Annotated in this window: 19 protein-coding genes and 1 pseudogene; 5 read left to right on the plus strand and 15 right to left on the minus strand. The window is 68.8% G+C overall.

Annotated features, from left to right (window positions below; all coding sequences use genetic code 11):
• Nucleotides 1-20 precede the first annotated feature (20 nt).
• Both serA and NVV57_00590 read left to right on the plus strand, forming a co-directional pair.
• Nucleotides 21-1,223 (plus strand): phosphoglycerate dehydrogenase, encoded by a 1,203-nt coding sequence (gene serA, locus NVV57_00585; protein MCR6711257.1) that lies wholly within the window; start codon nucleotides 21-23, stop codon nucleotides 1,221-1,223.
• A gap of 89 nt (nucleotides 1,224-1,312) precedes the next feature.
• Nucleotides 1,313-2,317, plus strand: a complete 1,005-nt coding sequence (locus NVV57_00590; GenBank protein MCR6711258.1) for a DEAD/DEAH box helicase — start codon at nucleotides 1,313-1,315, stop codon at nucleotides 2,315-2,317.
• 300 nt (nucleotides 2,318-2,617) lie between these two features.
• Here the strand turns inward: NVV57_00590 and nrdR are convergent, their stop codons facing one another.
• Entirely contained in the window at nucleotides 2,618-3,097 is a 480-nt protein-coding gene (gene nrdR, locus NVV57_00595) for a transcriptional regulator NrdR (protein MCR6711259.1), read from the minus strand.
• 72 nt (nucleotides 3,098-3,169) lie between these two features.
• Entirely contained in the window at nucleotides 3,170-3,487 is a 318-nt protein-coding gene (locus tag NVV57_00600) for a LysM peptidoglycan-binding domain-containing protein (protein MCR6711260.1), read from the minus strand.
• A 194-nt stretch (nucleotides 3,488-3,681) separates the two neighbouring features.
• On the opposite strand from NVV57_00600, the gene lexA reads away from it, so the two are divergent.
• A complete protein-coding gene (lexA, locus tag NVV57_00605; protein ID MCR6711261.1) occupies nucleotides 3,682-4,383 on the plus strand; it encodes a transcriptional repressor LexA in 702 nt (233 codons plus the stop codon).
• On the opposite strand, the gene NVV57_00610 is transcribed toward lexA, so the two are convergent.
• The 3 genes from NVV57_00610 to hflX form a co-directional block, all read right to left on the minus strand.
• A complete protein-coding gene (locus tag NVV57_00610; protein MCR6711262.1) occupies nucleotides 4,384-4,599 on the minus strand; it encodes a hypothetical protein in 216 nt (71 codons plus the stop codon).
• A gap of 9 nt (nucleotides 4,600-4,608) precedes the next feature.
• Nucleotides 4,609-6,177 carry an ATP-dependent DNA helicase gene (locus NVV57_00615; protein ID MCR6711263.1) on the minus strand — a complete coding sequence of 523 codons (1,569 nt, stop codon included), beginning with the start codon at nucleotides 6,175-6,177 and terminating at the stop codon, nucleotides 4,609-4,611.
• 363 nt (nucleotides 6,178-6,540) lie between these two features.
• On the minus strand, nucleotides 6,541-8,043 hold the full coding sequence (hflX, locus tag NVV57_00620; GenBank protein MCR6711264.1) for a GTPase HflX: 1,503 nt from the start codon (nucleotides 8,041-8,043) through the stop codon (nucleotides 6,541-6,543).
• An 84-nt stretch (nucleotides 8,044-8,127) separates the two neighbouring features.
• Between hflX and NVV57_00625 the strand changes: the two genes are divergently transcribed.
• Together NVV57_00625 and NVV57_00630 are read left to right on the plus strand one after the other, a co-directional pair.
• Nucleotides 8,128-9,336: a low temperature requirement protein A gene (locus NVV57_00625; GenBank protein ID MCR6711265.1), complete on the plus strand. Its 1,209-nt coding sequence runs from the start codon at nucleotides 8,128-8,130 to the stop codon at nucleotides 9,334-9,336.
• 11 nt (nucleotides 9,337-9,347) lie between these two features.
• A complete protein-coding gene (locus NVV57_00630) occupies nucleotides 9,348-9,947 on the plus strand; it encodes a methyltransferase (protein MCR6711266.1) in 600 nt (199 codons plus the stop codon).
• On the opposite strand, the gene dapF is transcribed toward NVV57_00630, so the two are convergent.
• The 10 genes and pseudogenes from dapF to pgsA all read right to left on the minus strand — a co-directional run bounded on the left by dapF (nucleotide 9,948) and on the right by pgsA (nucleotide 18,268).
• Entirely contained in the window at nucleotides 9,948-10,820 is an 873-nt protein-coding gene (dapF, locus tag NVV57_00635; protein MCR6711267.1) for a diaminopimelate epimerase, read from the minus strand.
• A 4-nt stretch (nucleotides 10,821-10,824) separates the two neighbouring features.
• Nucleotides 10,825-11,757, minus strand: a complete 933-nt coding sequence (gene miaA, locus NVV57_00640; protein ID MCR6711268.1) for a tRNA (adenosine(37)-N6)-dimethylallyltransferase MiaA — start codon at nucleotides 11,755-11,757, stop codon at nucleotides 10,825-10,827.
• Nucleotides 11,754-13,301, minus strand: a complete 1,548-nt coding sequence (miaB, locus tag NVV57_00645) for a tRNA (N6-isopentenyl adenosine(37)-C2)-methylthiotransferase MiaB (GenBank protein MCR6711269.1) — start codon at nucleotides 13,299-13,301, stop codon at nucleotides 11,754-11,756. The genes miaA and miaB overlap by 4 nt, the downstream gene beginning before the upstream one ends.
• A 21-nt stretch (nucleotides 13,302-13,322) precedes the next feature.
• Complete coding sequence (gene rny / locus NVV57_00650) at nucleotides 13,323-14,783, minus strand: ribonuclease Y (GenBank protein MCR6711270.1); 1,461 nt, start codon at nucleotides 14,781-14,783, stop codon at nucleotides 13,323-13,325.
• A gap of 21 nt (nucleotides 14,784-14,804) precedes the next feature.
• Nucleotides 14,805-15,320 carry a recombination regulator RecX gene (locus NVV57_00655; protein MCR6711271.1) on the minus strand — a complete coding sequence of 172 codons (516 nt, stop codon included), beginning with the start codon at nucleotides 15,318-15,320 and terminating at the stop codon, nucleotides 14,805-14,807.
• Between the two features lie 14 nt (nucleotides 15,321-15,334).
• Nucleotides 15,335-16,429, minus strand: coding sequence for a recombinase RecA (recA, locus tag NVV57_00660; protein MCR6711272.1), 1,095 nt, complete (start codon nucleotides 16,427-16,429; stop codon nucleotides 15,335-15,337).
• A gap of 192 nt (nucleotides 16,430-16,621) precedes the next feature.
• On the minus strand, nucleotides 16,622-16,855 hold the full coding sequence (locus NVV57_00665) for a DUF3046 domain-containing protein (protein ID MCR6711273.1): 234 nt from the start codon (nucleotides 16,853-16,855) through the stop codon (nucleotides 16,622-16,624).
• Nucleotides 16,855-17,167 (minus strand): annotated as a pseudogene (locus NVV57_00670) (helix-turn-helix domain-containing protein). The gene NVV57_00665 and the pseudogene NVV57_00670 overlap by 1 nt, the downstream one beginning before the upstream one ends.
• Before the next feature lie 97 nt (nucleotides 17,168-17,264).
• Nucleotides 17,265-17,717 carry a nicotinamide-nucleotide amidohydrolase family protein gene (locus NVV57_00675; GenBank protein MCR6711274.1) on the minus strand — a complete coding sequence of 151 codons (453 nt, stop codon included), beginning with the start codon at nucleotides 17,715-17,717 and terminating at the stop codon, nucleotides 17,265-17,267.
• On the minus strand, nucleotides 17,714-18,268 hold the full coding sequence (gene pgsA / locus NVV57_00680) for a CDP-diacylglycerol--glycerol-3-phosphate 3-phosphatidyltransferase (GenBank protein ID MCR6711275.1): 555 nt from the start codon (nucleotides 18,266-18,268) through the stop codon (nucleotides 17,714-17,716). Before pgsA ends, NVV57_00675 begins: the two co-directional genes overlap by 4 nt.
• Nucleotides 18,269-18,316: the final 48 nt, after the last annotated feature.

Genomic DNA, 18,316 nt, shown 5'->3' on the forward strand with positions numbered 1-18,316 from the left:
GGCGACCCGTACGGGAAGATATGCCCGTGCGAGCACTCCTTCTTGAGAACCTGTCCCCCCGCGCCACCGAGATCCTCGAAGCCTCCGGCATCGAGGTCGAGAACCACGTCGCCGCCATGGACGAGGAGGAGCTCATCGCCGCCCTCGAGGGCGTCGAGCTCCTCGGCATCCGCTCCAAGACGCAGGTGACGGAGCGGGTGCTGCAGTCCGCTTCGTCGCTCATCGCCGTTGGGGCGTTCTCGATCGGCACCAACCAGATCGACCTCGCGGCCGCGGCCCGGCTAGGCGTCGCCGCGTTCAACGCGCCGTTCTCCAACACCCGTTCCGTGGTGGAGATGGCCGTGTCCGAGATGATCTCGCTCACGCGCCGCCTCCCCGACGCCAACAAGTCCATGCACCAGGGAATCTGGAACAAGTCGGCGGAGGGAGCGCACGAGATCCGCGGGCGCACGCTCGGCATCGTCGGCTACGGCAACATCGGCTCGCAACTGTCCGTGATCGCCGAGGCGCTCGGCATGAACGTCATCTTCTTCGACTCCGCGGAGAAGCTCGCGCTCGGCAATGCCACCAAGATGGAGTCGCTCGACGCGCTGCTGCGCGAGGCCGACATCGTCACGCTCCACGTGGACGGACGCCCTGGTAACTCCGGGTTCTTTGGCGAGCACCAGTTTCGCTCGATGAAGCCTGGGGCCTTGTTCCTCAACCTTTCACGCGGTTTCATCGTGGATGTTGAGGCGCTGCGCGAGGGTCTGCTGTCCGGTGCGATCGGGGGCTGCGCCATTGACGTGTTCCCCGAGGAGCCCAAGAAGAAGGGCGACCCGTTCGTCTCCGCGCTCCAGAACCTGCCGAACACGATCCTCACGCCCCACATCGGCGGATCCACCGAGGAGGCGCAGCGCGACATCGGCATCTTCGTGGCCACGCGCCTGCGCGACTACGTCAACAACGGCTCCACGGGCCTCTCGGTGAACCTGCCCAACCTCTCCGCGGACGCCGCCTCCGGCTCGCACCGCGTGGCCCACCTCCACATCAACGTGCCCGGCGTGCTCGCGACCGTCAACCGCGTGTTCGCGGAGCACGGCGTGAACATCGACGGCCAGCAGCTCGCCACGCGCGGCGAGCTCGGCTACGTGGTGTCCGACATCGCGTCCGGGCTCACGCGGGACGCGGTCGACGCGCTCGCCGGAATGCCGGAGACGGTGCGCTTGAGGGTGCTCTCATAGCCGCTGACCCGGCTCGCTTCGCGGATCTGGGCCTGCCCGGCCCGCTCGTCGCGGCGCTCGGCCGCTTTGGCCTGGTCGAGGCGTTCCCCATCCAGTCGGCGACCATCGCCGACGCCCTGGCCGGGCGAGACGTCTTGGGCAAGGCGCGCACGGGCTCGGGCAAGACGCTCGCCTTTGGCCTGCCAACCCTCGCGCGCCTGGCCGACGCTGGTGCAGCCCTCCCCCGGCGTCCTCTTGCGATGGTGCTGGTTCCCACGCGGGAGCTCGCCATGCAGGTGAACGACGCGCTGGAGCCGTACGCGCACGCGATGGGCGTCTCGCTGCGGCTCGTCGCGGGTGGGCTGTCGATGGCGAAGCAGATCGCCGCGCTCGAGCGCGGTGTGCACCTCGTGGTGGCGACCCCTGGGCGCCTCGCTGACCTGACGAGGCGCGGTCACGCGAATCTCGGCTCCGTGCGCATCACGGTGCTCGACGAGGCCGATCACATGGCCCAGATGGGCTTCATGGACGAGATCACGGAACTGCTGCGCGCCACGCCGCGCGATGGCCAGCGGCTGCTGTTCTCCGCGACGCTCGACGGCGACGTCGAGGAGCTCGTGGACACGTGGATGCACTCGCCGGCGCTCCACGACGTCACCGTTGGCGAGCGGCCGGCGCGCGTGGATCACGTGGGGCTCAATGTGCCGCCTCACCTCAAGTACCAACTGGCCGCGCGCATCGCCAACCGGCAGGGCCGGACCATTGCGTTCGTCCGGACCAAGCTCGCGGCCGATCGCATCGCCGAGCAGATGCGCTCCGCCGGGGTGCTCGCGGTTGCGCTGCACGGCGACAAGCCGCAAGCGGAGCGGACTGCGACCATCACGGGCTTCCGCGCTGGCACCATCCCCGTACTTGTGGCGACGGACGTCGCAGCGCGCGGCATCCACGTTGACCACGTGGACCTCGTGCTGCAGATCGACCCGCCTACCGATCCGAAGGACTACACACACAGGGCCGGCCGCACGGCCCGCGCGGGCGAGTCTGGCCTCATCGTCACCATGGTGCTGCCCCACCAGCGCAAGCAGACCGACCGGATGTTCGCCGGGGCCGCATAGAGCCCAAGTTCCGCAAGATCCACGGGGAAGACGCCGACTCTCTCGCGCTCGTGGATCGCCTCACAGGGGCGTCGGCGCCGAGCGGCGTGCCGGTGGCGGCACCGAAACCGCCCCGCTCGGCGCGCAACGAGGACCGGCGGACCGGTTCGCGCAAGGGCTCCCATCCGCGAGCGGCCGTGAGGTCGACGGAGGCGCGCGCGGGGCGCCCACAGAGGCGAGACGCGTTCCAGGAAGAACTTGACGCCGTGGCCCGCGACTACGAGCGGGAGGCGCGCCAGCGCCGGCAGCAGGGCGGGAAGCCTAAGCCTCGTCGTTCGCGCTAGTGGCGCCCGCGGCGTCTTCCTCGCGAAGCCGCGTGATCTCGCTCTCGAAGTCCTCGAGCGAGTCGAACGCGCGATAGACGCTCGCGAAGCGCAGGTAGGCGATCTCGTCGAGTTCGCGCAGCGGCGGGAGTATCGCGAGACCGATGTCGAGGGCGTTGATCTCCGCCTGGCCGTTGGCGCGCACAGCCTCCTCGACCTTCTGGGCGAGCACCGCGAGGTCGTCGTCCGAGACGGGCCTGCCCTGGCACGCCTTCTTCACCCCGGAGACGATCTTTTCGCGGCTGAATGGCTCTGACACTCCGGAGCGCTTGAGGACGGTGAGGCTCGCCGTCTCCACGGTGGTGAACCGCCGACCGCAGTTGGGGCATTCGCGTCGGCGCCTGATCGACGAGCCGTCATCCGCGATGCGCGAGTCGACCACGCGAGTGTCGGCGTGACGGCAGAACGGACAATGCATGCCCCTACTCTGGCATGCCTCGCATCAGGCGCGTTAGTCGCGCCGGGCCACGAAATTCAGTGCAGCGGTGATTCAGCCCCTCTGCGGAAGCAGGATCTGCTCCCCGGCCCGCAACTGGGCGCTGTCCATCGCGTTGACCTCCTGGATCGCCGCCATGGTGTCCCGAACGTCCCTGCCCTGAGGCGTCAGGTTCGCCGCTATGGACCACAGCGTCTCTCCGGAGCTCACCGTGTACGTGTCGAGCTGAACCGGCTCGGCACTGGCGTCGGTGGCGAAGGCCTTGGGCCCGAAGACCGCGGCCATGGTGATGAACAGGACGAACAGCACGACCCTGCGGGTGCGGGCACGCCGTGCCACCGCCACCGGGGTATTGGGAGCGTAGATCGCCATGATTCTCACCTTCCACGATTCGAACATGTGTTCGTTCGAACATCTGTTCTATTTGTAGCACTCCGGTGCGACACGCGCAAGGAAAATCGAACACATGTTTGATTTGGCCTCGCGTTTGCCCTACCGTCATGGCATAAGGACAGCACCGGGGTCTGACATGGGCCCGGGCTGCAACGCAGGAGATCGGAGCGGACATGAGCGGCACCGTGCATGAGTTCCCGGACGTCGACAACGGCGAGGGCCTCACCGAGCGCCAGCGCCTCATCCTCGAGACCATCCGCGCCTCGGTGACCGACCGCGGCTACCCGCCGTCGATGCGAGAGATCGGCGAGGCTGTTGGCCTCACCTCAACCTCGTCCGTCACGCACCAGCTCTCGGCGCTCGAGTCCAAGGGCTACCTGCGCAGGGACCCTCACCGCCCCCGCGCCATCGAGGTCGTCCTGCCCGACGCTGCGCCCGCCTCTCCCCCCGCCGAACCCAACGTCGTCACCTTGCCGGCAACAGCGTCGGGCCGAAGCGATAGCTCCGTGGACGTGCCGCTCGTTGGCCGCATCGCTGCGGGTGGCCCCATCCTCGCCGAGCAGTCGGTTGAAGACGTCGTCACGCTGCCGCGTCAGCTCACGGGCCAGGGCGAGCTGTTCATGCTCACGGTGTCCGGCGACTCGATGATCGACGCCGCCATCTGCGACGGCGACTTTGTGGTGGTGCGCCGCCAGAACACGGCCGAGAACGGCGACATCGTTGCCGCGCTGCTCGATGACGAGGCCACCGTCAAGACCTTCCGCAACAAGGACGGCCAGGTGTGGCTCATGCCGCACAACCCCAACTACACGCCCATCGACGGCACGCACGCGCGCATCATGGGCAAGGTCGTGTCGGTGCTGCGGAAGGTGTAGTTACTTCCGCCAGCCGTCCTGCCAGTGGAAGCCGCCGGTGATCGCCTGACGCATGGCCTGCATCGCGTTCGCGATGGTGGTCTGGTAGACCCGGGACTCATCCGACTCGGCCTTCGCGGCGAGCTCTCTAGAGCCCTTCTCGAAGTGCTCGAGGTACTCGGCGAAGCGCGCGCGCTCCGCCTCCTGGCCGCGGGTGAACTCGTCGGACTCGGTCATGGACACAGCCTATTGGGCTTCGGCGTCCAGACGACGCAGCGCCGCGAGCACCACCTCGCGGTCCGTGGTGGGCCACAGCGGCGGCATCGAACGCGCTAGGAATCCGCCATATCTCTGCGTCGCGAGGCGCGGGTCGAGCACGGCAACCACTCCCCTGTCACTCGCGGATCGGATGAGGCGGCCGGCGCCCTGTGCGAGCAGCAGAGCCGCGTGCGTCGCGCTGATCGCCATGAAGCCGTTGCCGCCCTTCTCCTCGACGAGCTCGGTGCGCGCCTGCGTGATGGGGTCGTCGGGCCTGGGGAACGGGATGCGGTCGATGACCACCAGGGAGCTCGTCGCCCCTGGCACATCGATTCCCTGCCACAGCGCGGTGGAGCCGAACAGGCACGCGCGCGGGTCCGCCGCGAACTCCTTCATGAGCGTGGGCAGCTGGTCGTCGAGCTGGTAGAGCACGGGGACGTCAAGCCGCTCGCGGATCGCCTCGGCAGCCGTCACCGCGGCCTTGTGCGAGGAGAAGAGGCCCAGCGTGCGCCCGCCTGCCGCCTCGATGAGCGCGGCCAGCTCGTCGAGCGCCTCGTCGCCAATTCCTCCCTGACCGGGCCGCGGCAGGTGTGACGCTACATAGAGCATGCCCTGGCGTTCGTAGGCGAAGGGGCTGCCCGCGTCCAGCGTCACGGCGTCGTCGACGCCAAGATGCCTGGAAATGGCCTCGAAATTGCCCCCCAGAGCAAGCGTCGCGGAGGTCATGATGCTCGCCCGGTCCGCGAGCAGCTTGTCGTGAATGGTCGCCGCCACATTGAGCGGCGCCGCGACTATCCGCTCGGCGACGTTCGAGCCGTAGTCGCCGTCCCGCGGCGCAAACCAGATCACGTGACTTCCGGACGTCTCCAGCAGTTCCTCGCACACGTCGAACACCTCGGTGACCGACGCTGTTGCCACCTTCGCGTGGCCCTGCAGCTCCGCGCCGGCGTCCGTCTTGCCAAGACCTGTCAATACCTGGCGAGCGCTCTGGCGCACCAGCTCAAGGGCGTCGGCCACAGCGTCGGGCAGCTCTCCCCGCACGCGGCCAATGCGCGCCTCGCCCAGCGCCGAATCAAGCGAGCGTGCCGCCCTGTCCAGCTGTTCGGTCGCGATTCCCACACGCCGGGCGTTGCGCGACGCCCTGTCCACGGAGAGCACCGTGAGTTCATGCGTCGCCGACGACGTGATGCGCTGCACCAGCTCGTGCGCCTCGTCCACGATGAGCACCTGGTGCTCGCCGATCATGTCGTGGCTCGTGGCCTGCACCCCAAGCACCGCGTGGTTCGTCACGACGATGCGCGCCCCTGCCGCCTGGTCCCGAGCCCGTTGGGCGAAGCAGCGCTCCAGTGCGGGGCAGCGGCTCTCGAGGCACTCGCGCCCGCTCACCGAGACCTGCGCCCACGCGCGGCCGGGCACGCCGGGAACGAGGTCGTCGCGGTCCCCAGAGTCGGTCTCCGCGGCCCACTCGTGCAGCCTCGCCACCTGCCTGCCGAGCTCGCTCGTCGGACCCAGGTTGATGGGCAGGGTGTCATCCTCCGGCGGATAGCCGCCGTCCATCTTGTGCACGCACAGATAGTTGGAACGACCCTTGAACAGCCCGACGGCGGGGCGGGCTCCCAGAGCCGCTCGAGTGCGTCGAGCACCAACGGGAGATCCTTGGTGAAGATCTGGCGCTGAAGCGCGAGCGTGGCTGTTGAGATGACGATGCGCTCGTTGGTGGCCACCGCGTGCGCGACGGCAGGGACGAGGTAGCCGAGGGACTTTCCGGTGCCAGTTCCCGCCTGGATCAGCGCGTGCTCGCCGTTGTTGAGCGCGCTGGCCACGGCCTCCGCCATGTGCTGCTGGCCCTCGCGCGTCTCTCCGCCGAGGCTCTCGACGGCCGTGCGCAGGAGCTCCTCGACGCGTTCCGGCGCGAGGTCGTCAGTCACGGGACGCGGAGAGTTTGGCCGCCGCTTCGTTGATCCGCGCGGCGAGGGACTCGTTGACGAGCGCGACGAGTTCGTAGCCGTCAGCCACGTGGTGCTCGGAGACGACCTCGCCCTTCGAGTGAGCCTCCGCAACGAGGTCCCCGCGCGTATACGGCAGGGTCACGTCCACGCGCACCTCGGGGCGCGGGAGCTTCTCGGCGATCAGCGTGAGCAGTTCCGGGAGCCCCTCGCCCGTGAGCGCGGACACCTCGATGGTGGGCTCCGGACGGGCGCGCAGCCGCATCAGGACGTCATGCTCGGCGATGTCTGCCTTGTTGAGCACGAGCACCTCGGGGACCTGTGACGCACCTGGTACATCGGCCAACACCTCGCGCACGGCGCGAATCTGGCCCTCGGGATCCGGGTGGCTCGCGTCGACGACATGCAGGACGAGGTCGGCATGAGCGACCTCCTCGAGCGTGGAGGCGAAGGCGGCCACAAGTTGGTGCGGGAGGTCGCGCACGAAGCCCACGGTGTCCGAGACGGTGAACTCGCGCCCGTCAGGGGTCTGCGAGCGGCGAACCGTGGGATCCAGCGTGGCGAACAGCGCGTTCTCAACGAGCACCCCCGCGCCCGTGATTCGGTTCAGCAGCGAGGACTTGCCGGCGTTGGTGTAGCCGACGATGGCGACGTTGGGCATCCCCAAGCGCTTCTCGCGGCGCACGGCCCGCGCGGGCGCCATACCCTTGATCTCGCGGCGCAACTGCGCCATGCGGTTGCGAATACGGCGGCGATCCAGCTCGATCTTGGTCTCGCCGGGCCCGCGAGAGCCCATGCCCGCGGCTGCTCCGCCCACCTGGCCTCCCGCCTGCCGGGACATCGACTCGCCCCATCCGCGAAGGCGCGGCAGCAGGTACTCGAGCTGAGCGAGCTCCACCTGCGCCTTGCCCTCCTTGGACTTGGCGTGCTGGGCGAAGATGTCGAGGATGAGCGCGGTGCGGTCGATGACCTTGACCTTGACGACGTCCTCGAGCGCGCGGCGCTGGCTGGGCGCAAGGTCGTCGTTGACGATGACCGTGTCCGCACCCACTGCGGCCACGATCTCCTTCACCTCCTGCGCCTTGCCCTTGCCGATGTAGGTGGCCGGGTCTGGATGGGGCCGACGCTGCAGGACGCCGTCGAGCACCTCGGATCCCGCGGTCTCGGCGAGCGCCGCGAGCTCGCGCAGCGCGATCTCCGCGTCCTCCGCATTGCCGTGGGAGTACTGGCCAACGAGAACTACCTTCTCGAGGCGCAGCTGCCGGTACTCGACCTCGGAGACGTCCTCGAGCTCCGTGGACAGCCCGCCGACGCGGCGCAGCGCCGCGCGCTCTTCGCGCTCGAGTTGATCGCCGTCGTACGCGGTGACCGCGGTGCCGCCCTCGGCGACGGCCGTTCCGGCGCGCGACAGCACCCGCTCAAGCACGGCGTCGGCCCTGCTTGGCGGGATCTCATCTTCGAGGATTGGCTCTGACATGACCCTCCATTGTCTCACCCGTGGGTGACACGACTCCCAACCCATCCACAGCGTCGGGCTGATACCGGCCGATAGCCTCAACTCATGCTCCGCGACTTCCTCGCACGGTTCTGGCAGCGCCCACGCCTGCATGGCGAGACCATTGCGTCGCGAGAGGTGAGCTTCCTGGAGCTGTTCTACGACCTCGTGTTCGTGGTGGTCATCGCGCGGGCCGCGCATCACCTCGCCGAGGATGTCGCGTGGGAACAGATCTGGCAATTCGCGCTGATCATGACGCTCGTGTGGCTCGCGTGGATCAACGGGTCGCTCTACTACGAGCTGCACAGCAAGGACGACGGCCGCACCCGCACCCTCATCTTCGTCGAGATGGGCATCCTCGCTCTGCTTGCGGTCTACGCCGCGGAGGCCGCCGGCGAGACGTCCAAGGGCTTCGCCCTGACCTACGCGGCGTTCCTGCTCTTCACCTCGTGGCACTGGGTGTGGGTCGCCAAGCACGATCGCCCCGAATACCGGCCGAACGCCCTCGCGACGGTCACGGCGCTGCTGGTGGGCGCGGCCCTGATGATCGGGTCGGTATTCGTGGGCGAAGCGACGAGGCTCGCGTTATGGGCGGCGTACGCGGCGGTGCTGCTGGCGGGCGCTTCCGTGTCGTTCCTGCGCCCTAGCGCGGCGCCGCGCAGGTCGATCGTCTCATCGGCGTCGCTCACCGAGCGGTTCGGGCTCTTCACGATCATCGTGCTCGGCGAGGTGGTCGCGGGAATGGTCAACGGCATGGCCGAGACGGACCTCGGCGCGCGCACGATCGGCACTGGGGCGGCAGCGATCGCCGTTGGCTTCGCGATCTGGTGGCTGTACTTCGACCTGGTGGGCAGGCAGTTGCCCGTAGACCGGGCAGGGCGGATCGGCGCGTTCATGTACCTGCACCTCCCGATCTCTGTTGCGATCGCGGCCGTGGGCGCGGCGATCGTGTCTCTCGTTGGCCATGCGACCGACCCTCACACGCCGCGTGCCACCGCCTGGCTGCTCGCGGGCGCCTTCTCACTGTTTCTGGTGGCCATGGCGGCCCTGCTCGGCACGCTCGAGCGGTACCGCGCGGATCCCGCGGCGCGCCAACTGATCGTGTGGCTGCTGATCGGGGCCGCCGTCGCCGCCGCGCTCATCGGGTGGTCGGCGCCGGCTCCGTGGGTGCTCGCACTGGCGCTCGTGGTCCTGAGTTCTGCTCCCTGGCTCGCGGCGGCGATGCGCTGGTCCTTTCGGCCCGACGCTCACGAGGCCGAGCAGGATGGCCGGTAGGCTCGCGTGCCGTGAGCGAGGACCACTACTTCAGCGCTAAGCCCGCGTCCGCGGACGAGCGGCGACGCATCTCCGTGGTTCTCGCAGGGAAGTCCCTCTCGCTTGAGGTCGCGCCCGGCATCTTCTCCCCCGATCACGTGGACCTTGGCACCCAGGTGCTGCTGCGCACGGTGCCGGAGCCCCGCGGCACGGTGCTGGACATCGGCTGCGGATGGGGGCCCATCGCGATCGCCGCTGCGCTCTCCTCGCCGGATGTCACGGTCACGGCCGTCGACGTGAACGAGCGCGCCCTGGACCTGGCGCGCCGGAATGCGGCCACGGCGGGCGTTGGCGACCGCGTTCACGTAGGCCTGCCCAGCGTCGTCCCTGATAATGCGATGTTTGACACCATCTGGTCCAACCCGCCGATCCGCATCGGCAAGGCCGCGCTGCACGACCTCTTGGCTACCTGGCTGCCGCGGCTCAACACCGGAGGAGAGGCGTGGCTCGTGGTGCAGCGCAACCTGGGCGCGGACTCCCTCGCCGTTTGGCTCGCGGAGCAAGGGTGGGGCGAGGTGGAGAAGGTCGCGAGCGCGAAAGGCTTCAGGGTGCTGCGACTGCGCGCAGCATGACTATGCGGGAAGGGTGACGGTTCCCTCGGCAACAAGCACCGCGGGGCCCTCAAGCGACACGTGAGTGCCGCGCACGCGCGCGGTGACGAGCCCACCGGGCACCTCCACATCCCACACGTCGGGAGCGTCGGGCCCGGCCCAGAACCGCACGGCCAGGGCCGCGGCGCAGGCGCCCGTGCCGCACGACATCGTCTCGCCAGAGCCGCGCTCGTGGACGCGCATGCGGATGCGCCCACGCTCCACGCCGTCACGAATCTCGCCGCCGAGCGTCACTACAAACTCCACGTTGGACCCGCGCGGCGGCACCGGATGCACGGCCGGCGGCACGGACAGATCCAGCGCCTCGAGCTCGCCGAGGTGCGCGAGCGCGACCACGTGGTGCGGGTTGCCCACATCTACGCTCAGTGCGGGCCGGATTGCGTCGAGACCGTGCGCGGAGACCTCGGAATCGAAGCCCTCCGGGGCCTTGCCGAGCCGGAACTCTCCCATCCCAACGGCGTACATCCCGTCTCCGAGCGCGGTGACGGTTCGCGCTCCCCCGCGCGTGCCGAACGTCAGCCCGCCGCGCAGGTCAAGCCCGGCGTCGCGCTCGAGCAGTGCGGCGAAGACGCGTGCGCCGTTGCCACACATCTCAGACAAGGACCCATCCGAGTTCCAGTAGTCCATGAACCACGTGTTTGGGTCGAAGCCGCGCGCGTCCGCGACGTTGCCCGCCCGCACCGCGCGAATGACGCCGTCGCCGCCGATGCCACCGCGGCGGTCGCACAGGTAGCGCACCAGGTCCGGGCCCAGTCCAACCTCGCCGCCCTCGTCGAACAGCAAGACAAAGTCGTTCTTTGTGCCGTGCCCCTTGGTGAAGGCGATCGAGGTCATGCGCCTAGATTACGTGGGCGTTTGCGGCGGCCGTAACCACAGCGTCGGCCGCCTGGGATATGCCCGACGCTGTGGCCGGGGCGTCCACCCACGTCACCCTTGGGTCGGGCCGGAACCATTGGGCCTGCTTTCGCGCGAGGCGGCGCGTGTGCTGCTTGATGAGTTCGCGGGTCTCCGCTGCCGTCAGTTCCCCGTCGAGGTGACGCAGGGTCTCCGCGTAGCCGACCGCGCGCCGGGCCGTGACTCCCTCGCGGAGGCCGCGCGCGTCCAGGTCGCGCACCTCGTCCACGAGCCCTCGCTCCCACATGTGCTCCACGCGAGCCGCGATTCGCGGGTCGAGTTCCTCGTACGGGATGGCCAGCCCCACCTGTACGGCGGGAATCGCATAGGTGTGCCGCGGAAGCGAGCTCTCATGACTGCCGGTCAGCTCGATCACCTCGAGCGCCCTCACGATGCGCTTCACGTTCTGCGCCGGGATCTTGGCGGCCGCCTCGGGACACAGCGCGGCGAGCTCGCGGTGCAGGATCCCCGGCCCCTCGTCGGCCGCGCGGCGCTCCAGGCGTTCGCGCACCCGTGGGTCGGTGCCAGGGAACTCGAAGACGTCGAGCAGCGCGCGGATGTACAGCCCGGAGCCGCCGACGACGATCGCGCGGCGCCCGCGCTCGTGGATCGCGTCGATGTCTCGCCTGGCAGACTCCTGATAGTGCGCCACCGACGCGTCCTGACGGACATCGAGGGTGTCGAGCTGATGGTGCGGGATGCCACGCCGATCGCGCAGCGGAAGCTTCGCGGTGCCGATGTTCATGCCGCGGTAGAACTGCATCGAGTCCGCGTTGACGATCTCGCCATCGAGGCGCTCCGCCACTTCGAGCGCCACCGCGGACTTTCCCGACGCCGTGGCGCCGACGATCGCGATGACCACCGGAGCGTCGGTCACGACTGCACGGGCCGCAGCGCGGGAATCCCGAGCCCCACGGGTCCCCCGACGCTCGCCGCGCCGGTGCCGCACGAGTCGCCGCAGCCGCCATCCCCATGACTGTGCTCGCCGGCCTGCACCTGGTCCCACACATCACCGGCGCGGGTGCGTCGCACCTGGTAGGTGCCGCCCGCGAGGGCGCCGTCCGCGACGAGGTGATGCGGGGCGGCGTAGGTGACGTCCACGGTGACGAGGTCGCCGGGGCGCGGTGCCGGGCTACCGTCCGGCCCGTAGTGAGTGGGCACCGAGAAGTGCACCAATCGGTTGTCCGGCGCCCGGCCGCTGAGTCGCGCGCGCTCGGCGTCCTTGCGGCCGCCCACCTCCTTGCCCGAGGAGTCCAGCACCAGCAGCTCCACCGTGCGGCCGACGACCCGCTGGTTCTCCGCGAGCCCAATCCGCTCTTGCAGTTCGAGCAAGCGAACGAATCGCTCCTGCACTTGGTTCTTCGGAATCACGGGCAGGTCAAACGCCGGAGTGCCCGGCCGCGGGCTGTACTGGAACGTGAAGGCGCTGCTGAATCGCGAAGCCTCGACCACGCGCAGCGTCTCCTGGAAGTCCTCCTCGGTCTCCCCAGGGAAGCCCACGATGATGTCCGTGGTGATGGCAGCGTCGGGCATCGCGGCGCGCACCCGATCAAGAATCCCGAGGAACTTCTCCGAGCGGTACGAGCGGCGCATCGCGCGCAGCACCGCGTCGGAGCCGCTCTGGAGGGGCATGTGCAGGCTCGGCATGACGTTGGGCGTCTCAGCCATCGCGGCGATCACGTCGTCGGTGAACGCCGCGGGGTGCGGGCTCGTGAAGCGCACGCGTTCGAGGCCCTCGATCTCGCCACACGCTCGCAGCAGCTTCGCGAACGCGCCGCGGTCGCCGAAGCCCACGCCGTATGAGTTCACGTTCTGGCCGAGCAGCGTGATCTCCACGGCGCCCTGGGCAACGAGGGCCGACGCTTCAGCCAGGATCTCTCCCGGCCTCCGGTCGCGCTCCTTGCCCCTGAGCGAGGGGACGATGCAGAACGTGCACGTGTTGTTGCAGCCGACGGAGATGGACACCCAACCCGAAGCGATCGCGTCCCGGCGGCTGGGCAGCGTGGACGGGAACGTCTTGAGAGACTCCTCGATCTCCACCTGAGCTTCAGCATTGTGGCGCGCTCGCTCGAGGAGCACCGGCAGCACGTCGATGTTGTGGGTGCCGAAGACGACGTCCACCCACGGCGCGCGCTCGACGATCTCGCCGCGGTCCTTCTGCGCAAGGCAGCCACCCACGGCAATCTGCATCCCGGGCCGCTGCTCCTTGGCGTGGGCCAGCTGACCCAGATTGCCGTACAGCTTGTTGGCGGCGTTCTCCCGGACGGCGCACGTGTTGATGACCACGACGTCGGCGATCTCGGTACCGGCGGGCGCGGCCGAGTAGCCAGCGCCCTCGAGCAGGCCGGCCATGCGCTCGGAGTCGTGGACGTTCATCTGACAGCCGAGCGTCTTGACGACGTAGGTGGGGGTTGCGGTCATCGCGGGGTAGTTGTCATTGAACTAGTGGGCGACGGCCTCCGCGCGAAGTTCGCGGATGACGGTCACCTTGATCTCTCCGGGGACGTTGAATTCCTTGCTGATGTGCTCGGCAATTGTACGTGCCAGGTCCTGAGCCCCCGCATCGTCCACCTCCGTGGGCTCGACGACGACGCGCACCTCGCGCCCCGCGGACATCGCGAGCGCGCGCGTTACGCCCGTGTGCTCGGCGACGAACTTCTCCAGGGACTCCATGCGCTCGAGGTACCCGTCGAGGTCCTCGCGCCGCGCTCCAGGGCGCGAGGCAGACACGGCGTCGGCCAGCTGAACGATGACCGCCTCGACGGTCTCCGGCGGCACCTCATCGTGATGGGCCGCGATCGCGTGCACCACCGGCTCCTCTTCGCCGTGAGCTCGCGCGAGCTCGGCCCCGATGGCGGCGTGAGTGCCTTCTCGCTCTCCCGTGAAGGCCTTGCCGAGATCGTGGAAGAACGCGGCTCTGCGCGCCACGTCGACGTCCGCGCCAACGAGCTCCGCAAGGGCGGCGGCCACCATCGCGGACTCCACGAGGTGGGCCAGCACGTTCTGGCCGTAGGAACTCCGCAGCCGCAGGCGCCCAAGGATCTCGATGATCTCCTGATCAACACCGCGGATGCCCACCGCGGTGATCGCGTCGAGCCCCGCATCGATGTGACGCTGATGAGCGCCGCCGACCGCCTTCGCGTATTCAAGCTCCACGCGGTGCGGCTGAATGCGCCCGTCCTCCACCAGCGCGCGCAGCGTCACCTCCGCGATCTCCCTGCGCTCCACGTCGAACGACGAGAGCTGGACGGCGTCAACACCCTCCTCGACGATCACGTTCACACCCGTCAGCGCCTCGAAGGCCCTGATGTTCCGGCCCTCGCGCCCGATGATGCGGCCCTTCATCTCCTCGGAGGGCAGATCGATCCACGTGACCGCGGCCTGCGCCGTGGTCGACCCCACTTGCCGCTGCATCGCCTCGACGATCAGCTCGCGCGCCTTCGCGTCGAGCTCCTTGTGCATCGCGCGCTCAAGCCTGCGGCGCTCGATGACGGCGTCGGATTCGGCGTCGGCACGCAACCGCGTCACGAGTTCCGCTCGCGCCTCTTCTGCGGAGAGCCCGGCCACCTCGGAGATGCGCCGCGTGAGCTCCTTCTCGAGGCTCGCTCGCTCATCGGCGAGGCGGCGCTCGTCACGGCTCACCACGGCGACACGCTCGTCCAACTGGCGCGCGTACTGCTGGTGCGCCCTTTGATCCGCGGAGATGTCCTTCTCGCGCTGCGACACCCGCTCCTCGCGGCGCTGCGCCTCGACCATCATCGCTCGCGCGTCCTCGCGCTGCGCCTCGACCTCTTCTCGAGCGGCGTCGCGAATGGCCTGCGCCTCTCGTCTTGCGAAGAAGACGAGCAGCAGGGCCACAAGAGACGCGCCAAGGAGCAGCAGGATCACTGCGGCGTTGGGCATGGCTGACTCCCGTGGAACTGACTAGTCGACACCTGCCTTATCGGCACGTTGCCAGTCTTTCACGACTGCAAAGGCGTTCGAAGGCGAGTAACCCTTGCGCGCGAGCATCCCGACCACCCGCCGCGTGCGCTTATCCTCGTCGAGACCGGCGAGCGAGACCCACCTCTTGCGGGCGATTTCGGCCGCACGGTCGTCGATGGAATCGGGGATGGGCTCGAGGGCGGCCTCGATGTCCGCGGGCGTAAAGCCTTTGCGCTGCAGCTCCATGCGGATGGCGCGGGGGGACAAACCACGCTCGGCGTGCCGCGTTCGCGCGATCTGCGCGGAAAGGGTCGCGTCATCGAGAAGTCCCACCTCCACGTAGCGGGCGATGAGGGAGTCCGCGAGGGCCGGATCCACGTCCTTGTCGACGAGTTTCTGCCGCAACTGAGCGCACGACCGCGGCCCTTGGGTGAGCGATCTCAGCGCGATCTCGCGTGCGCGCTCGGCGGGGTCCGCCGGGGTCGTGGTGGCGTCCTCCCGCCGAGCGCGAGTCATGTCAGGCGCGGTCCCTAGAAGGGCGCGTCTTCCTTGGCGATCGCCGCCTTGATCGTCGTGGCGTCGACCTCATCGGTCGCGGGCACCTCCTGCGACTCCTCGCCAGGCTCTACGGCGCCCACGCCGAGCTTGGCCTTGATCTTGGCCTCGATCTCCTGCGCGAGCTGCGGGTTGTCCTTGAGGAACTGACGGGCGTTCTCCTTGCCCTGTCCAAGCTGGTCGCCCTCGTACGTGTACCAGGAGCCGGACTTCTTGACGAAGCCCGTCTCGACGCCGAGGTCGATGATGCCGCCCTCGCTCGAGATGCCCTGTCCGTAGAGGATGTCGAACTCGGCCTGCTTGAAGGGCGGGGCCATCTTGTTCTTGACCACCTTGACGCGGGTGCGGTTGCCCACGGGCTCCGTGCCCTCCTTGAGCGTCTCGATGCGGCGAACGTCGAGGCGAACCGAGGCGTAGAACTTGAGCGCCTTGCCACCCGTGGTGGTCTCCGGCGAGCCGAAGAACACGCCGATCTTCTCGCGCAGCTGGTTGATGAAGATCGCGGTGGTGCCCGTGTTGTTGAGCGCGCCGGTGATCTTTCGCAGCGCCTGAGACATGAGGCGTGCCTGCAGACCCACGTGGCTGTCGCCCATCTCCCCCTCGATCTCGGCCTTCGGCACGAGGGCCGCCACGGAGTCGATGACGAGGATGTCGATGCCGCCTGAGCGGATCAGGATGTCCGCGATCTCGAGAGCCTGCTCGCCGGTGTCCGGCTGCGACACGATGAGGTTGTCCGTGTCCACGCCGAGCTTCTTCGCGTACTCGGGGTCCAGCGCGTGCTCGGCGTCGATGAAGGCGGCGGTGCCGCCTGCCTTCTGCGCGTTCGCGACCGCGTGGAGCGCAACGGTGGTCTTTCCCGAGGATTCGGGCCCGTAGATCTCGACGATCCGCCCGCGCGGCAGTCCGCCGATGCCGAGCGCGATGTCGAGCGCCACCGACCCCGTGGGGATCGCCTCAACGGCGACCCGCTCGTGTTCGCCGAGTCGCATGACCGAGCCCTTGCCGAACTGCCTGTCGATCTGACCGAGTGCCGCCTCAAGCGCCTTGGAGCGGTCCGCCGCGTTCGCCATGTCCTGTCCCATCGTTCGTGGCATCGCTGCCGTCTGTCTCTATGGGCCCGACGCTAGCCGCGGCCACTGACATGGGACGTAAGCGCCGTGGCGGATCTGTGGATAACGCCGAAGGAGCATCGCCCTGTGCACATCACATTAATCGAACGTCTGTTCGAATGGAAGCGACACGCCGGGCGTGTCGAGCGCGCTTCAGCGCCGTCGAGGCACCGTGTGGTGGCGGTCTGCGCCCACGCGCTGCGCGAGCGGCACCTGCATCTCGTCGCACCACGCGTGCCACACGTCCCGCGCGGGAACGCCGGCATCGAGAGCGGCGGCGGGCGTGAGCGATCCGAGCGACGTCAAAGCGAGTTCGCGCGCCAGCGTGGGCGCGTATGTGTCACCGAAGACCTCGGCCGCGAGTTCCCAGAACTCGCTGTGCCGCATCAGCGGCCGCGGAACGTGCTCAGCAGCTCCGGAACGGTGTCAGGGATGGTCGGCATGACGGGCATACCGCGCATCGTCTCAGCGGCGGCGAATCGGTCAGAACACCTCGCGGAGAATCGCGGACATGGGCACGTCGAGAGCGTCGCAGATCGACGCGAGCAACTCGGACGAGGCCTCCTTCTGGCCGCGCTCCACCTCGGAGAGGTACCCGAGAGACACGCGAGCATCCGAGGAGATGTCCCGAAGGGTCTTGCCCTGGAGCAGGCGCGCGTCGCGGAGGACGTCACCGATCTCATTGCGCAGAACAGGCATTCGCCCTCCCCTCATCTTCTGACCATTCATCATGATCTACGCAACGCACACTACCTCACGGTTGTTCCACGCTTAATACGCGTTGTTGATGGGTTTCTCACAGGGCGATATTGAGCGCCGCGAGCGCATCGGCCACCGCGGCCTCTCGCACGGCCCCGCGGCTGCCGTCGTGGACGGCGGTCGCCGCGTGCTCGCCACCAGGCCCGACGCTCGCAACACAGATCGTTCCAGCTGGCTTTCCGCCGTGGCTGGCAGGGCCCGCGACCCCGGTTGTCCCCACCCCGACGTCGGCGCCGAACAGCTCCCGCGCGCGCCGCGCCATAGCGAGCGCCACCTCCTCGCTGACCACGCCGTGCTCCTCGATCACCGCGGGATCCACTCCAAGAACCCGCTCTTTGGCAGGGATGGTGTACGCGACCACTCCCCCGGCCACAGCGTCGGACGCGCCCGGAACCGACACGAGCGCCGACGTCACCGCGCCCCCCGTCACCGATTCCGCGCACGCGATGGTGAGGCCGCGCCCTAACGGCCTTCGCGATGATCTCCTCAGGCAGCATCGGCCGCCGCCCGGCGCGCCCGGGCAAGCCGCGCCTCGTAGTCGACCCACGTGATCACGGCGAGCGCAACCGATGCCACGAGCAGCCACCAGGCAAGGACGTCGACCCAGTGCGGCATGCCGGGCAGCAGGTACAGCCCGATCGACACGAGCTGCAGCACGGTCTTGACCTTGCCGCCGCGGGACGCGGGGATGACGGCGGTGTGCGCAACGCGCAGGCGTCCGACCGTGACCGCCACCTCGCGCACGAACAGGATCACGAGCGGCCACCACGGCACGCCGTCCGTGATGCACAGCATGAGCAGGGTGCCGAGCACGAGCGCCTTGTCCGCGAGCGGGTCCGCGAGCTTTCCGAACGAGGTGATCACGTGCCAGCGACGCGCCAGGTAGCCGTCGAGGAAGTCGGTGAGCGCCGCGACAACGAAGACGACAAGCGCCCACCAGCGGTCGGCGCCCTCGCGCCCGTCGTCGAGCGCGAGCAGCACCATGACGATCGGCACGGCCGCGAGCCTTGCCCACGTCAACCAGTTCGGCAGGCGATCCATGCCACTCACCATAGCGGCGTCCATGGGTGCCGCCCCGCGCCCTGGATA

Origin of the sequence: Demequina sp. (assembly GCA_024707205.1) — a bacterium.
In the GTDB taxonomy this organism is placed as follows: Bacteria; Actinomycetota; Actinomycetes; order Actinomycetales; family Demequinaceae; genus Demequina.

What these genes read in the sequence shown, in the direction of transcription:
- hflX (MCR6711264.1), bottom strand. Translation starts at nt 8,043, where the DNA reads ATGTCAGAGCCAATCCTCGAAGATGAGATCCCGCCAAGCAGGGCCGAC.
- nrdR (MCR6711259.1), bottom strand. Translation starts at nt 3,097, where the DNA reads ATGCATTGTCCGTTCTGCCGTCACGCCGACACTCGCGTGGTCGACTCG.
- serA (MCR6711257.1), top strand. Translation starts at nt 21, where the DNA reads ATGCCCGTGCGAGCACTCCTTCTTGAGAACCTGTCCCCCCGCGCCACC.
- NVV57_00610 (MCR6711262.1), bottom strand. Translation starts at nt 4,599, where the DNA reads ATGACCGAGTCCGACGAGTTCACCCGCGGCCAGGAGGCGGAGCGCGCG.
- miaB (MCR6711269.1), bottom strand. Translation starts at nt 13,301, where the DNA reads ATGACCGCAACCCCCACCTACGTCGTCAAGACGCTCGGCTGTCAGATG.
- pgsA (MCR6711275.1), bottom strand. Translation starts at nt 18,268, where the DNA reads ATGGATCGCCTGCCGAACTGGTTGACGTGGGCAAGGCTCGCGGCCGTG.
- NVV57_00655 (MCR6711271.1), bottom strand. Translation starts at nt 15,320, where the DNA reads ATGACTCGCGCTCGGCGGGAGGACGCCACCACGACCCCGGCGGACCCC.
- NVV57_00615 (MCR6711263.1), bottom strand. Translation starts at nt 6,177, where the DNA reads ATGGACGGCGGCTATCCGCCGGAGGATGACACCCTGCCCATCAACCTG.
- NVV57_00665 (MCR6711273.1), bottom strand. Translation starts at nt 16,855, where the DNA reads ATGCGGCACAGCGAGTTCTGGGAACTCGCGGCCGAGGTCTTCGGTGAC.
- rny (MCR6711270.1), bottom strand. Translation starts at nt 14,783, where the DNA reads ATGCCCAACGCCGCAGTGATCCTGCTGCTCCTTGGCGCGTCTCTTGTG.
- NVV57_00625 (MCR6711265.1), top strand. Translation starts at nt 8,128, where the DNA reads ATGCTCCGCGACTTCCTCGCACGGTTCTGGCAGCGCCCACGCCTGCAT.
- lexA (MCR6711261.1), top strand. Translation starts at nt 3,682, where the DNA reads ATGAGCGGCACCGTGCATGAGTTCCCGGACGTCGACAACGGCGAGGGC.
- dapF (MCR6711267.1), bottom strand. Translation starts at nt 10,820, where the DNA reads ATGACCTCGATCGCCTTCACCAAGGGGCACGGCACAAAGAACGACTTT.
- recA (MCR6711272.1), bottom strand. Translation starts at nt 16,429, where the DNA reads ATGGCGAACGCGGCGGACCGCTCCAAGGCGCTTGAGGCGGCACTCGGT.
- NVV57_00600 (MCR6711260.1), bottom strand. Translation starts at nt 3,487, where the DNA reads ATGGCGATCTACGCTCCCAATACCCCGGTGGCGGTGGCACGGCGTGCC.